Source organism: Streptomyces sp. NPDC038707 (genome assembly GCF_040636485.1).
Lineage (GTDB): Bacteria > Actinomycetota > Actinomycetes > Streptomycetales > Streptomycetaceae > Streptomyces.
Map to the genome: position 1 here is coordinate 42,483 of NZ_JBEZUP010000022.1, position 14,651 is coordinate 57,133.

Consider the following 14,651-nt stretch of genomic DNA (forward strand, 5'->3'; position numbering starts at 1 on the left):
GCCCTGACGGAAGAAGGGGAGACCACGCCACCGGTCTCCCCTTCTCCGGGGTGGGGTCGGGTCACTTGAGGTAGGGGCCGTCGGTGCCGATCTGGCCCGGCGCGGCGTTCTTGCCGCCGAGGTCGAGGACGTAGACGCGCAGGTTGCCCTTGCCGGGGGCGCCGATGGCCAGGGTGCCGTCGGTGACCTGCCGGACGTCGCCCGTGACGGCGTCCTTGTAGGTGCCGTTGGGGATGCCGGTGTAGGTGGCACCGTCGGTGACGGCGACCAGGGCGAAGCTGTCCACACCGGTGGCGGCGTCGGTGTAGCGGCGCTTGAAGTTCATGCCGCCGCCCGAGACACCCTCGGTGGAGTACTGGCCCATCTGCAGGGCCGGGACGGCCCGGCGGATCTGGTTGAGCCGCTGGACGTGCTTGACCAGGGGCTGGGCCAGGGTGGTGGCGACCTGACCGGTGGCGTTCGTGACCTTGGAGAAGTCGGAGGCGGTGACGGTGCCTTCGAGGTGGTCTCCGTAGTAGGCGCGGCCGGTGGTGGCGAGCGGGCAGGTGGGCCCGCAGTCGATCTTCTTGCCCGCCTGGAACTCGATCTCGGAGCCGTAGTAGAGCGTCGGGATGCCGCGGAAGGTCCACATCAGCGACATGTTCTCGGCCCAGGCGTCCGTCCCTCCCGCATACCGCTCGCTGGACTTGTTGGGCCCGTAGTCGTGGCTGTCGACGTAGACGACGTTGTAGGTGGCGTCGTTGGTGGAGTCGTCGGAGTCCTTGCCGTTGTTGAAGGCGTTGTGGGCGTCACCGAAGTTCATGTGCATGCGCATGTCGATGATGTTCATGCCGGAGAACTTCGAGTGGTCGGGGGTGTGGTAGGTGTTGCCGTTCAGGAAGGCGTTGGTGGAGGTGGGCTGGCTGCCCGGACCGAGCTTCTCCTCGTAGTCGTACTGGTCGAGGGCGGCCTGGACGTCGTCGTCGGTGTACTCCTTGCGTTCCTTCCAGGTGTAGAACTGCGCGGAGTGGTTGACCGAACCGCGGTTCCACTTGTCGTTGACGAAGGCGGCGACCTCGGCGAAGACGAAGAAGTCCTGTGCCTTGCCGGGTCCCCAGTCCTGGGCGACGCGCTGCTGGATGGCGGGCAGGAAGCGGCGGTTCCAGGTGATGCGGGGGATGTGCACGGCGGTGTCGACGCGGAACCCGTCGACGCCCATGTCGATGTACTTGTTGTAGGCGCCGATGAGGTAGTTCTGCACCGGGGCGGACTCCGTGTCGAAGTCGGCGAGGTCCTCGTGCAGCCAGCAGGAGCGGGAGTCCTCGCCCTCCCAGTTGCCGATCCAGCACTGGTGGTAGTACTTCGACGGGAACATGCCGCTGGTGGGGCTCGGCCACTGGCAGTTGTAGATGGTGTAGCCCTCGGGGGACTTGTACCCGGTGGGCTTGCCCCAGTTCAGGCAGGTGTTGCCGGACGGTTCGGCGGTGGACCACAGGTCGCCGTTGTAGTACGACTTACCGGACGTGGGTTCGACGGTCAGGCCGTCGTACTCGAAGCCGGGCTGCTTCTCGTCGTAGTACCAGGACCACTGGGAGTCGCGGACGCCGTACACGGTCGGTGTGAACAGGCCCTTGGCGCCCCAGCGCGAGCTGTGGTTGTACACCACGTCCTGGTAGATCTTCATGCCCTTGGCGTGCGCCGCGTTGATCAGGTCCTGGTAGGAGGCGCCGGCCGACTCCAGGCGCGGATCGACCTTGTAGAAGTCGTAGCCGTGGTAGCCGTGGTAGTCGTAGTCCGAGCGGTTGAGGACCACCGGGGTGATCCAGACGGCGGAGAAGCCCAGGGCCTTGATGTAGTCCAGCTTCTGGACCAGTCCCTTGAAGTCGCCGCGGAACATCGGGTCGTGGTTGGCGGCGTTCCCGGACTTGACGTCCTGGCTGCCGCCGCGGTTGTTGCCGCTGTCGCCGTCGTGGAAGCGGGCGGTCAGCACGAAGTAGATCGGGTCCTTGCGCGGGTCCCCGCCGAGCATGGTGCCCTGCTTGGCCGGTGGCGGCGCCTGGCCCGTGGTCGCGCTCGCGGCCGGGGAGGCGGCCGAGATGTTGCCGGCCGCGTCGAGCGCCTTGACGGTGTAGGTGTACGTGGTGTTCGGCTCCAGACCCGATTCGCTGAGCACCGTGGAGCCGACGCTGGTGACCTGGCTGCCCTTGGTGCCGCCCGTGCGGGTCACCTGGTAGCCGGTGACGGCGGTGTCGTCGGTGGAGGGGTCCCAGGTCAGGACGATCGACGTGTCCGTGGCCGTGGCCTTGACGGCGGTGGGGGCGGCCGGCGCCGTGGTGTCCGGCTTGTGGGACGCACAGGGGTCGGTGGCGTCCTTGGTGACCGTCTTGTCCTTCACGGTGCTGACACCCTTGGACAGGGCGTAGTCGGCGCCGTTGTTGTTGTCCCAGGTGCCGTTGCCGTTGTTGAAGGTCGCCGCCAGCCCGGCCGCGCCGCCCAGGTCGACGGTCTTCTTGAACCATCCCGGGCACGCCTGCTCCATGCCGAGGCCCGGCACGGGCGTCCAGGCGCCGCCGGCGGGGGCGTAGTGCAGGTTGACGGTGTTCCAGCCCACGGTCTGCGCGTAGTAGAAGACGGTCGCGCTGGTCGTGCCGGAGGTCGCCGTGGGCGAGGGCGACGGGACGGTGCCGCCGTTGCCGTCACCGCACGGATCGCTGTGGGCTATGACGCCGTCCTTGACGGTGATGGTGCCGGTGCCCAGGGCGTAGTTCTTGCCGCCGTTGTTGTCCCAGGTGCCGCTGCCGTTGTTGAACGTAGCCTGCCAGGTGGTGGCCGTGCCGAGACTGACGGTCTTCTTCACCCAGTCCGTGCAGCCGGCGTCCATCGCGGCTCCGGGCACCTGGGTCCAGGCGGCCCCGTCGGGAGCGTAGTGCAGGTAGTACTGCGACCAGTTGCGCGTCTTGGTGTAGTAGAACACCGTCGCCGTGTTGCCGGCCTCGGCGGCGGTCGGTGCCGCGCTCACCGCACGGCCGGCCCCGGGCAGGGCCGACAGAAGACTGATCAGTACCGCCACAGCGGCCAGGACCGCCCAGCGGCGTCTGAACCGCCAGGCTGTGGTGCGTCTCATCGAGAACCCTCCAAGGGGTGCGCCGCGGCCGGTGGCCGCAGTCCGACATGCGGGGCCGTCGAAGGTGACCCCGTGTGAAACTCCGCCGTGCAGCCCTGAGGTGCCGCAGGGGCGGGCGAGCAGCATGGAACCCGACCCTGAAACCCATGTCGGAAATTTGCTGCAACTGCTTGCGCACGGGGAAGATACTCGCTCGTTACAGGGCCGTAAAGAGTTTCGGACGCAACGGCGGCACCCGCGCCGCAGACGGATCCGCGCGGTCGTCCCGCAGCCGTCGCACCGGATCGGCCACCGTCCGCGGCGGGGCCGCCACGGCGGGCGCCCGCCCGGCTTCGACGCGCACACCTACAAGCAGCACGGCACCGTCGAGCGGTGCATGCGCGCCACGAGGCGCTTGGACGAGATGGTTCCGGGGGATGTTCGTCCGCGTGCAGCCGTCACCTCTCGGCGCGGGTCGCGGTCAGGGCTGGGCCACGGCCTGCTCGGCCTGCTCGACCAGGCGGGCCAGCTCCATCCGGGAGCGGACGCCGAGGACGGCGAAGACGTTGCGCAGGTGGTAGTCGACGGTGCGGGTGCTGACCGACAGGCTGAGGGCCACCTCCCGGTTGGTGAGTCCTTGTGCGACGCCCCGGGCGATGCGCAGTTGCTGCGGGGTCAGCCGGGCCAGCCCGTCCGGCAGGACCGCGCCCCCGGGCGCGCCCGCGGCCGGTCCGTCCGCGCCGAGCACACCGGCCGCGCCGGTCACCCCGTTCGCCCGGAGTTCCGCCGCCGCCTGCTGGGCCCACGGGCCGGCGCCGCAGCGCTCGAAGCCGAGCAGCGCGGCCCGCAGATGGGTGCGTGCCTCGCGCAGCCGGCGGCGTCGGCGCAGCCACTTGCCGTAGAGCAGCTCGGTGCGGGCGCGTTCGAAGTCCCCGGCGCCCTCCCCGTGCCGCCGCAGCGCCTGCCGGTACAGCGCGTCGGCGGCCTCGGGCGGCGCCAGCAGGGCGCGGCAGCGCAGCAGTTGGGCGGGGGCCTGCGAGTCGGCGTCACACGCCGCCCAGAGCGCGAAGTCCTCGACCGCGTCGCCGGCGCCCTCCGGCTGCCGGGCGAGCGCGCAGGCCTCCACGTAGCACGGTACGGCGAGCATCCAGACGGCGAAATGGCCGCCCCCCGAGCCGGGCCGGACCAGGGGGGCGAGCCGTTCGGCGGCCTCGCGGGGCCGGCCGTGGCCCAGATCCGCGCGGGCCAGCGCCCACTGGGCGAGTGCGGCGGCCTGGGCCAGCCCGTGCCGGCGGGCGATGGTCATGGCCGCGGTCGCATGCTCGGCGACGGTGTGCGCCTCACCGGCGATGGAGGCGGCCAGGGCGAGTACGGCGTGGTGGTGGGCGGCCGTGTTGCGCTGCCCGGCGCGGTAGGCGCTGCGCAGCCCCTCCTCGGCGTGCGCCCGGGCCAGCGCGTGGCGTCCGGCGCGGAGTTCGCCGTAGGCCAGGTACTCCAGGGCTCGTGCCTCGTGCAGGGCGGAGCCGTGGGTACGGGCCACCGCGAGCGCCCGGGCTCCGGTCCGGCGGGCGGCGGCGGTGTCACCGAGCAGCAGGGCCGCCGAGGCCGCCCGCAGCAGTTCTTCCGGGGCGTCCGCCGTCCACGCGCGGTCCACGACCCGCCGCAAGGGGGCCGCGGCCAGGTCGAAACGCGCTTGCAGGACCGCGCGCATCCCCGCGCGGTGGTCCCGCAGGGCCGCCACGGCGCCGGGGCCCCGCCCGGCCGCGAGCGGACCGGCGGGCAGGGCCGGGATCCCGGGCACCGCCTGCCCCACGGGACGGACACCGGCGGCCTCCGCCGCGCCGGACTCCCGCCGGCCCACGGGGAGACCGGCGGGCACGGGCGACTCCTGGCCGACGGCATCGGCAGCGGCGGCTTCCGTCCGGCCGAAGTGGCGCTGAGCCACGGGGAGAACAGCGGGCACGGCCGGTGCCTGACCGTCAGGAGCGGTGTCAAGGGCCTCCCCTGCCCCGAAGTCCCCCTCGGGCAGCGGCAGAGCGGTGGACGGGGACAGGGTCCCGGGACGTGACCGGCTCGCTGGACCCGCGCCGGGGGCCGGCCCCGCGCGGTGGGTCCCGGCCCACCAGCGGCCCTGTGCCAGGACGCGCAGGCACGCGGCGACATCGCCCGCCGCCCAGGCGGCGTCCGCGGCGGCCAGGGCGGCCTCGGCGGACTGCTCGGGGTCGTACGGGGCGGACAGGGCCGCGGCGAGCAGCAGGGTTTCGCGGGCGTCGTCGACCGGGCCGTCCCAGCGCAGCGCGGTACCGCGCAGCAGTTCGGCACGTGCGCGTACCGGTGCGGGGGCCGGTCGGCAGCGGGCCGTGTCGAGCAGTCGTAGCGCCCGCGCCGACTGACCGGCCAGCAGGGCCTGTTCGGCGGCGGCCGTGCAGCACCGGACGCGTTCGACGCCGTCCGGCGCGAGTTCGGCGGCGCGGGTGTGGGCCGTGCAGCGCAACGCGGGCGGGGCCGTGGACGCCGGGTCCGCGGCGGCGGACGCGAGGGCGGCGGCGAGCGCCGGATCCGGGGCCGTGACGGCCCATGAGCGGTGCAGCAGCGCCGGAAGGCCGCGCGCGTCGGGCAGCGCGCGGGCCAGCGCGTCGTGGGCCGCGCGGCGCCGTTCGGCCGGCGCTCCGGCGTACACGGCCCGGCACAGCACCGTACTGCGGAAACCGAACCGCCCCTCGGCGGCGAACAGCGCCTCCGGCAGCGCGACACCGCCCGGGGGGAGCCGGTCGCCACCGGTGCCATGGAGGCCGGGGGCGTGAGGAGCGGAGCCGCGGGGCTCGGCGCGCTGCGGACGGGGGGCGTGGTGATCGCCGTCGGTCTGTGGCTTCCGCACGGGATCGAGACGGTGCGGATCGGCATCCCGCGGACCGGGACCACGGCTCGGCACCGGCCCGGCACCGGCGCGCGGCTCCGGCGGGGAGCCGGGAACACGGCCCGCGTCAGCGGGTGACTCGGGCACGGCACGGGGGCCGTGGCCCGGCGCGGGACGGTCCTCGGTGCCGGGCTCCGCGGAGGCGGCGGGGTGCGGTCCGGTGCCGGTGAGCCGGGCCGCCGCGTGCCGCACGACGTCGGCCTCGGCGGTCGGCTCCCCCGAGACCTGGACGGCCGCGGCGGTCACGAGCAGCAGGTCCCGCTGGACCGGCGGCAGTCCGGTCAGGTGGCGGCCCGCCAGCGCGGTCAGGGTCTCCGCGTCGACCAGCGGACACGGCAGCGGCGCGATGCCGCCGAGCTGGGCCGGCGTCAGGCGGTGCGCCACGCCCAGCAGCAGGCCGGGGTTGCCTTCGGCGGCGGCCGCGATCTCCTCGCGGACCCGGGGGTCGAGCGTGCCCGGCGCGGCCTCGTCCAGCAGGGCGGCGGCGTCCGTCGCGGACAGCGGGGCGAGGCGGAGCAGCGGCAGGCCGGCGAACTCCGGGTCCACGGGCCGGTGTCCGGCCACGGTGAGCGCCAGGGCGACCCCACCGCCGGGGGCGAGCCGGGCGGCCAGCCGGCCGAGCGCGGCCCGGGAGGCGGGGTCCCACCGGTCGGCGTCGTCGGCACAGACCAGGGCCGTCCCGGGCGCCGCGGTCGCCCGCAGCGCGCCGATCAGGCCCGGCACCGGGTCGGCGGCGTCGGCGGCGGGCGCTCCGGCCGCCCGGCACAGCGCCCGGAGCGCGGCCAGGGGCTGCCGGTACGGCTCGGACGGGACGGGCGCGACCACGACCGGCCCGGCGTCGAACGCGCGGGCGACGCGGGCGAGGACGGTCGAGCGACCGCTGCCGGGCTCACCGGTCAGGACGCACGCACCGCCCTCACGCAGCCGCTCCCCCAGCGCCCCGACCGGATCCGGCCGGTACCGCGCGGCATCGGATCCCGGAGTCGTCTGTCCGCTCATTCCCGAAACCTTACTGACGCGTAAGGACGTGCGGAAGCCGTACGTCCGCGCCCCGCGATCGGCCGGGGCGGTACCGGGTGCGGGCTTCGGGAAACCGGGGAGCGGTGCGCCACGACCCGGCGGCGACCGGCGGTCGCCGCCGGGTCCGGAGGGCCGGTCAGGAGGTGTGCGGGCAGTTGCCCCGGTACTCGTCGATGGTCAGGCTCGGCCGGGGCAGCGGGCAGAGGAACTGCTCGTAGCGGGTGTCGTTGTCGATGAACCGCTTCAGCCACGAGACGCTGTACTTCGCGATCGTCGTGTTCGAGGTGTTGGGCGTGAAGTGGGTCGCGGCGTTCAGCTCCAGGTACGCCCGGTCGAGTGAGCTGGGGAGCGTGGAGTAGAAGGGCTCGGCGTGGGTGGCGACGGGGGCGACCGTGTCAGCGTCGGCGCCGAAGATCAGGGTGGGGGTCTTGATCTCGGGCCAGGTCTTGTCGAGGTTCCACGGGGTCAGCGGGATCGCCGCCTGGAGCGAGGGGCGGGACTTGGCCGCCTCCAGGCTGCCGCCGCCGCCCATCGAGTGGCCCATGACGCCGAGGCGGCTGGAGTCGATGCGGTCCCGGACGGAACTGCGCTGGGTGAGGTAGTCGAGGGCGGCGAGCAGTTGGTTGCCCCGGGAGTCGGGCTGGTCGAGCGTGGTCAGCGTGTCGATGGTGAAGACCACGAATCCCTGGGACGCCAGCCGGGGGCCGAGCCAGGCGATGGAGGACTGGGTGCCGGTGTAGCCGGGTGAGACGGCCACGGCGCCGAAGGTGCCGTCGGCGGTGCTGGTCGGGTAGTAGATGGTGCCCCCGCCGAAGCCGGTGACGGCGAGCCGGGAGACGCTGGTCTCCGCGACGGAGTACGGGCCGCGAAGCGCCTCGATGCTGGATTCGGTGGGCGCCGGGCCGCGCTCGTAGGGGTTGTCCGCCCCGTGGGCCGCCGGCCCGCCGAGCGTGGTCAGGCCGACGACTGCGGTGACCGCCGCGGCGAGGGCCGCGAGCCGTCCGGCACGACGGGTGGGGCGCGGCCGGGGGGCCGTTGCCGTGGTGCTGGTGCGCGGGTGCTGCACGACGAGTCGTCCTCTCTGTCGTGGCGAGCCGCCCGTCCGGCCGTTCGGCACGCACGAGCGCGCCGGCCGGCGGGCTCCGCCAGTGGGGTGAGCAGTGCCACTGTCGGCGTCGCGCGGCACGACCGGACCGGCAATGTCACCGGTCTCGTGCGGGAACCCGCTGCGAAAGGCGCGTCATCGTGGACGAGCGGGGGCGAGCGAGGGCGAGGTCCGTCCATGCGGCCGGAAGGGGGCGTACAGCGCACCGGGCTCGCGTACGACGGCGCACGAACGCCCGGGCGAGCCCCAGCCCCCGTGCTCAGGACGCCGGGCCACCGGGCCACCGCGCCACCGGGGGTGAACGTGACCGGCAGCCGCGCCGGTCCGCGCAGGCCGCCGGTCCGCCAGGTCAGCTCGGCCGGCGGCACCACTGGAACGAGGCCGGGAAGGCGGCGCGGCACGGATCCCCGACGGCTGGACATCACCCGCGGTGACAGCGGCCACCCGGCCTTCGGGCACGGCATCCACTGCTGCCTGAGTCGGCGGACCGGGCGGTCCCCGGGTTGACCGGTCCGTCGCAGCGGAGGAACTCCTCGACGGCGTCGGGCAGCGACTCCGGCCGGTCCCGCAGCAGGGACATCTGCCCGCGCAGCGCCACGGTGCCACTGCCGATCAGGTCGCCCGTGGTGATGTACCCGGCCACCAGCAGCAGAAGGGTCGTGGCGTCAGTTCGTCGCGGCTCGGCCGCCGCTCCTCGTCGTGGGCACTGATCAGCGCGCTGAGGAGGTCGTGACCGGGCCGGTCGCCGCGGCCTCCCAGGAGTGTGCCACGTCGACCACGAGCTGGTCGGGCAGCTGGATCACCCGGAACGGCAGCCGGGCGCGGACGCCGAGACCGATCTGGGTCTCGCCCTCGAAGCTCGCGGCGAACCGGGTGTCCCGGAAGGTGCGGTACCCGCTGATGTCCACGTCCGGGAGGGGCCGGCCCGCCCGCCCGGGGTACGCGGGTGCGCCGCTCGCCGGGTCGTAGGCGGGCGCCCCCACCCGGATGTCGAGCACGGCGCCGCCGCCCACCGGGATGTAGTCGCCGGTGGCCACCTGGGCGAGCCGGTCGACGTAGCGGACGGAGTAGCCGAGGGTGCCGCCGCCGGGCACGTCGAAGACCAGGCGGTCGAAGCAGTCGTGCCGGCCGGTCCTGATGTTCTCCAGCGGCACGGCGCCCGACGCCGCACCGCCCTTGTCGCCGCTGCCCCAGCCGGTCGGACAGGCCGTGGCCCCGGCGGTGGCCGCCGTCGCGGTGCCCGCGGCGGCCGTCACCGCGCCCAGGGCGGTTCCCGCCAGAACGAGCGCCGCCACGGCCGCCGTTGTCCGTCGCATGATGTTCCCCCTTGATCGACTGTCACGCCGTTACGGAGTGAGACCCATGGGTCCGATGGAGGGTTGCCCACCGCTTCCGGTACCCGTGTTGCGAGGCCATGAACAATCCTCATCCTCCCTTGGACCCCTCGACGGCCCCCTCCTGGGGTCGCGGCGGCGCAACCGTCCGACGCACCCGATCCGAGGAGCCGTATGTCCCGCAGGACGCTCGGCCGGGCCCTGGCCTTCGCCCTGGCCCTTGCCGCAGGCACCACCGTCACCGCGCCGTCCCCCGCGTCGGCCGACCCGATCCCGAGGGCCCCCGGCTACCGCCTGGTCGACGCCTACGCCGACGCCCCGGCCGCGGCCCAGCCGCTGCCCGGCACCCCGCCGCCCCGGCACCCCCGCCTCGCGCCGAACGGCCGGTCCGGGATGCACGCGGACGCCTGGGGCAGCGCGACCTCCCCGTGGTCCGGACCGCTCGGCGATCACCCGCGGGTGAACAGCGAGCAGATGGCGGCGCTGGGCGGGGAGTGCGCCACCGTCACCTTCGACCGGGCGGGGCGGATCGTCACCGTGTGCGGGACGTTGACCAGGTTCCTGGTCAAGCTGCTCGATCCGGGCACCCTCGCCACGCTGGCCGAGTACAAGCTGCCTCAACGCCCGTCCACGGTGGAGGCGATCACCCGGCTCGACTTCTCCCGGATCTTCAAGGACACCTCCGGCGGGGCGTACTCCTACCTGGACGACGAGGACCGGCTGGTGCTCGCGGACTCCCGGCAGCACATCGTCCGCCTCGCCCACCGGCAACGGCCGGACGGCACCTGGGAGTTCACGGTCAGTGACGACTGGGACCTGGGCGAGCGGGTGCCCCACGACTGCGCGACCCGGGCCGATCCGTACCCCAGCGGCGGCTGTGACCCGGTCACCTCCGTGATGCCGGACCGGCAGGGCCGGATCTGGTGGGTCACCCGGCAGGGCCGGATCGGCACCGTCGATCCCGCCACCGGCACCGTCCGCTCCGTGCGGCTGGCCGGTGAGGAGATCCAGAACTCCTTCTCCGTCGCCGCCGACGGCGTGTCCATCGTCTCCGACCACGCGCTGTACGAGTTCACGGCGTCGGCGGACGGCACCCCCGCCGTGGTGTGGCGGGAGACGTACGACCGGGGCTCCGGCGCCAAGCCCGGCTCGGTGAACCAGGGTTCGGGCACGACGCCGGACATCTTCGGTGACGGCGGCCGGTACGTGGCGATCACCGACAACGCCGACGACCGCATGCACGTCCTGGTCTACCGGCGCGACGCGGACGTTCCGGCCGGCCGGCGACTGGTGTGCGAGGTCCCCGTCTTCGCCTCCGGCCTCCACGACCTACAACTCCCTGATCAGCTGGAGCGACAGCCTGGTGGTCGAGAACAACTACGGCTACGGGAACGTCACTTCCCTCACCTTCGGGCGGAGCGTCGTCGGCGGGGTCACCCGGATCGACGTCCGCCCGGACCGCAGCGGTTGCGAGACCGTGTGGGAGAGCGAGGAGCGGTCGCCGTCCGTCGTGCCGAAACTGTCCACCGGCAACGGGCTGATCCACCTGTGCACCAAGGACCCCGACCCCCTCGGCATCGACGCCTGGTACCTGACCGCCGTCGACTTCCGTACCGGGCGGACCCGTTGGAAGCAGCTCGTCGGCACCGGCGCCGGGTACGACAACAACTGGGCGCCGATCACCCTGGGTCCGGACGGCACCGCCCACATCGGCGTCTTCAACGGCCTGGCCGCCGTGCGCGACGGCGGCTGAACTCCCGGCGGGGCTTCGCAAGTTCTTCGGCGGATCACCTTGTCAGGGACACGCACCTGTCTCTACAGTCCCCACCAGACCATGGATGGGAGCGCTCCCATTCCAGGGCCTCCGCCGCACCTCCCGCCTCCCCGGAGAGGACCCGCATGCGACTGTCACCGCACCACGGAGCCGTCCGGCGCCGTCCGTCCGCCCGCCGCCGGGTGACGGCGGCCGTGGCCCTGTGCGCGGCGGGCCTGGTCCTCTCCGGGCCCGCCGCGGCCGTTCCGGACCGGGCCGCCGCCGCACCGGCCGCCGGCCTCCCCTACCAGGACGCCGCACTCCCCGGCGCCAGGACCACGTTCGGTCTCACCGCGAACGGCACCGCGGGCACACCGTCCCCGCACTGCGCCGGCACCTGAGCACCGGCCGGCGCGTGGTGCCCGCCGTCGTACCCGAAGGACAGTTCCGCCCGGCACGGCACCGGAGCGGTCACCCCTTCCCCGCCCGCCCGGGTGGCGCCGACCCCGGGTGGGCGGGGCTCCCATCCGCGGGGCCCGGCCGGGTCAGCGGATGATCCGCAGCCGGCGCGGTGGCCGGGCGGCGGGTTCGGGCAGGCGCAGCGGTGCCCGGCCGGGGGTGATGCTGCCGAGCACCGTGGCGCGGCGGGCGCCGGTGCCCGAGGGCAGGGCGCCGGGCAAGCCGTGCGCGGTGAGGAAGCCCAGGACGGCGAAGGCCAGGGCCTCCTTGGCGGCCGACGGCAGGCCCAGGTCGTCGCTGGGGTGCAGGGGCACGCCCGGCAGTTCCTCGGCGAGCATGCGCATCAGCACCGGATTGCGGGTGCCGCCGCCGGAGACGACGAGCCGGGTGACGCCGTGGGCGCGGCAGGCGTCCGCCACGGTGACGGCGGTCAGCCGGGTCAGGGTGGCCAGGACGTCGGCGGCGGCCGGCACGGGCACCGTGTCCAGGGCGCGCCGCAGGTAGGGGAGGTGGAAGTGTTCCTTGCCGGTGCTTTTCGGGGCGGGTCTGCGGTAGTAGGGGTCGTCCAGCAGGACGCGCAGCAGCTCGGGGCTGATCCGGCCGGCACCGGCCCGGCGGCCGTCCTCGTCGTAGCGGGCGGCTCCGTCGGTGAAGTGGTGGACGGCGGCGTCCAGCAGGGCGTTGGCGGGTCCGGTGTCGAAGGCGAGCGGCTCGGTGCCGGGCGCGATGACCGTCACGTTGGCGATGCCGCCGAGGTTGAGCGCGGCGGGGGTGCCGGGCAGGCCGGACAGCAGCAGGGCGTCGGTCAGGGCGACCAGGGGAGCGCCCTGGCCGCCGGCGGCGACGTCCCGGCTGCGCAGGTCGGAGACGACGGGGAGTCCGGTCGCCTCGGCGATCCAGGCGGGCTGGCCGAGTTGGAGGGTGCCGCGGACCGTGCCGTCCTCCACCCAGTGGTGCAGGGTCTGGCCGTGCGAGACCACGAGGTCGGCCGTGCCGGCGCACAGGTCGCGCAGGGCGCGCCCGGCGGCGTCGGCGAAGGCCTGGCCGATGCCGGTGTCGAGGGCGCAGACCGCCCCCGTGGTGGTGCGGGCCGGGGGCAGGGCGGCGGCGATGAGCTCCCGCAGCGCGTCCGGGTAGGGAACACCGAGGTGTCCGAGGGGCCGGAGCAGCAGGGTGTCACCGTCCAGGCCGAGGTCGGCGGCGGCGGCCTCGACGGCGTCGTACGACGTGCCCGACATCAGGCCGATCACGCGCACGGTGTCTCCTTCCGGCCGGGGTCCCGCCGGGCGGGCGGGGCCGGCTGCGGCTGGGGCTGCGGCTGCGGCTGCGGCTGCGGCTGGTGCATGGTTTCCTCCGGGGGCTGTCGCGGTGACCGGTCGCCGGGCCGGCCGCCCGCCCGGTCACTCCGGGGCGACGGTGGCCGCCGTACGCTCGCTGCCGTCGTCGTCCAGCGGGGCCGGGACGCTTCGGGGGGCCCGGTGGAACAGGCTGGTGAGCCCGCCGACGGCCAGGGTGACGGCCACGCCGAGGGGGACGAGCCACTGCGCGGCGACCGCGGTGGGTACGGTGGTGCCGCCCGCGCTGACGTCGATCCTGACGCCGCGGACGAGATACGTCATCACGCCGACCGTCACGAGGAACGCGATGACGGCGTCGGTCTCGCGCGCCCGCCGGACGAGCCGGCCGAGGAGGAACGCGCCGAGGAGGGCGCCGTAGGTGTATCCGGCGATGGTCAGGCCGGTGAGGTAGACATTGCCGGTGCTGGTGCTGAAGGCGCAGGCAAACAGGGCCATCAGCACCGCCCACACCAGGGTCGTCAGCCGGGCGAGCCGGAGCAGGAACTCCTCGGTGGGCGCGGTCCGGAAGAAGCTGTGGACGATGTCGGCGACCGTCGAGTTCGACATGGAGTTCAGCGCGGAGGACAGCGAGCCCATCGCCGCGCCGAGGATGCCGGCCACGAGCAGACCGGAGACCACCACCGGCAGTCCGTGCAGGATGAAGTCCGGATAGAGGTTGTCGGAGCTGGTCAGACCCAGTTCCTGGAAGGTCCGGCCCTGGTTGTGGGACCACAGCAGCGCGCCGACGAGGGAGAACGCGGCGAACTGGACGGTGACGAAGATGCCGGAGGCGATCATGGCCTTCTGGCCGTCGCGCAGTGAGCGGGTGGCCAGGACCCGCTGGACGATCAGCTGGTCCGAGCCATGGCTGGCCATCGCGAAGATGGCGCCGCCGATGATCGCGGTGGGCAGGGCGAACGGACTGGTGAGGACGTGGGCCAGGCCGAAGTCGGTGTCGAGGAGCCGGAACCGGCCCGCGTGCAGGGCGCTCCGGACGCCGTCGCCGCCGACGTGGGCGGCGAGCACGCCGATGGCGAGGAGGGCGCCGCCCAGGTACAGGCCCATCTGGATGGCGTCCGTCCAGATGACGGCCCGGATGCCGCCGAGGTAGGTGTAGACGACGGTGATCACGGTGAGCACGACGATGATGAGGCGGTAGCCCGCGTGCACGCCGAACTCGTCGAGCAGCAGTTTGATCGGGATGGCGGAGGCGAACAGCCGGACGCCCTCGGCGAGCAGCCGGGTGAACACGAAGGTCACCGAGGCGAGTCCCTGCAGCCGCGGTCCGAACCGGCTGCCCAGGTACTGGTAGGCGCTGACGAAGCCGCCGCGCTTGTACAGCGGGATGAGGACGGTCGCGACGACGACGCGTCCGATGACGTAGCCGAGGGCGAGTTCGACGTTGCCGAAGCCCTGTCCGCTGTAGGCGCCGCCCGGCAGGCTGATGACGGTGAGCACGCTGGTCTCGGTGGCCACCACGGAGAAGGAGACGGTCCACCAGGGCATGTGGCCCTCACCGACGAAGTAGTCCTTCGCCGTCTTCTGCCGTCCGGCCAGGCGCAGTCCGATCACGGCGATCGCCACGAGGTAGACGACGACCACCATGAGGTCGAGCTGACGCACACTCACGGAAGGAAAGTTTCC

The 14,651-nt window shown here is 73.7% G+C and carries 8 protein-coding genes and 2 pseudogenes; 3 read left to right on the plus strand and 7 right to left on the minus strand.

The features are described from left to right. Window positions 1-61: 61 nt before the first annotated feature. A complete protein-coding gene (locus tag AB0E62_RS26310) occupies window positions 62-3,103 on the minus strand; it encodes a carbohydrate binding domain-containing protein (RefSeq protein WP_362198588.1) in 3,042 nt (1,013 codons plus the stop codon). Window positions 3,104-3,329: 226 nt separating this feature from the next. Here AB0E62_RS26310 and AB0E62_RS26315 point away from each other — a divergent pair. Beyond that, window positions 3,330-3,482 (plus strand): annotated as a pseudogene (locus AB0E62_RS26315) (IS5/IS1182 family transposase); the annotation flags it as partial. Window positions 3,483-3,563: 81 nt separating this feature from the next. Here the strand turns inward: AB0E62_RS26315 and AB0E62_RS26320 are convergent. From AB0E62_RS26320 to AB0E62_RS26335, 4 genes are all read right to left on the minus strand, one after another. Beyond that, window positions 3,564-6,998 (minus strand): LuxR C-terminal-related transcriptional regulator, encoded by a 3,435-nt coding sequence (locus AB0E62_RS26320; RefSeq protein WP_362198591.1) that lies wholly within the window; start codon window positions 6,996-6,998, stop codon window positions 3,564-3,566. Window positions 6,999-7,155: 157 nt separating this feature from the next. Then, window positions 7,156-8,085: a dienelactone hydrolase family protein gene (locus AB0E62_RS26325; protein WP_362198594.1), complete on the minus strand. Its 930-nt coding sequence runs from the start codon at window positions 8,083-8,085 to the stop codon at window positions 7,156-7,158. A 460-nt stretch (window positions 8,086-8,545) separates the two neighbouring features. Next, on the minus strand, window positions 8,546-8,767 hold the full coding sequence (locus AB0E62_RS26330) for a hypothetical protein (protein WP_362198597.1): 222 nt from the start codon (window positions 8,765-8,767) through the stop codon (window positions 8,546-8,548). 67 nt (window positions 8,768-8,834) lie between these two features. Beyond that, window positions 8,835-9,440 carry a hypothetical protein gene (locus tag AB0E62_RS26335; RefSeq protein WP_362198600.1) on the minus strand — a complete coding sequence of 202 codons (606 nt, stop codon included), beginning with the start codon at window positions 9,438-9,440 and terminating at the stop codon, window positions 8,835-8,837. Between the two features lie 192 nt (window positions 9,441-9,632). Here AB0E62_RS26335 and AB0E62_RS26340 point away from each other — a divergent pair. Then, window positions 9,633-11,211 (plus strand): annotated as a pseudogene (locus tag AB0E62_RS26340) (hypothetical protein). A gap of 146 nt (window positions 11,212-11,357) precedes the next feature. Continuing rightward, complete coding sequence (locus AB0E62_RS26345) at window positions 11,358-11,612, plus strand: hypothetical protein (protein WP_362198603.1); 255 nt, start codon at window positions 11,358-11,360, stop codon at window positions 11,610-11,612. A 144-nt stretch (window positions 11,613-11,756) separates the two neighbouring features. Here the strand turns inward: AB0E62_RS26345 and AB0E62_RS26350 are convergent, their stop codons facing one another. Further along, window positions 11,757-12,926 carry an anhydro-N-acetylmuramic acid kinase gene (locus tag AB0E62_RS26350; protein ID WP_362198606.1) on the minus strand — a complete coding sequence of 390 codons (1,170 nt, stop codon included), beginning with the start codon at window positions 12,924-12,926 and terminating at the stop codon, window positions 11,757-11,759. A gap of 144 nt (window positions 12,927-13,070) precedes the next feature. Beyond that, window positions 13,071-14,630 (minus strand): sodium:solute symporter, encoded by a 1,560-nt coding sequence (locus AB0E62_RS26355; RefSeq protein WP_362198772.1) that lies wholly within the window; start codon window positions 14,628-14,630, stop codon window positions 13,071-13,073. Window positions 14,631-14,651: the final 21 nt, after the last annotated feature.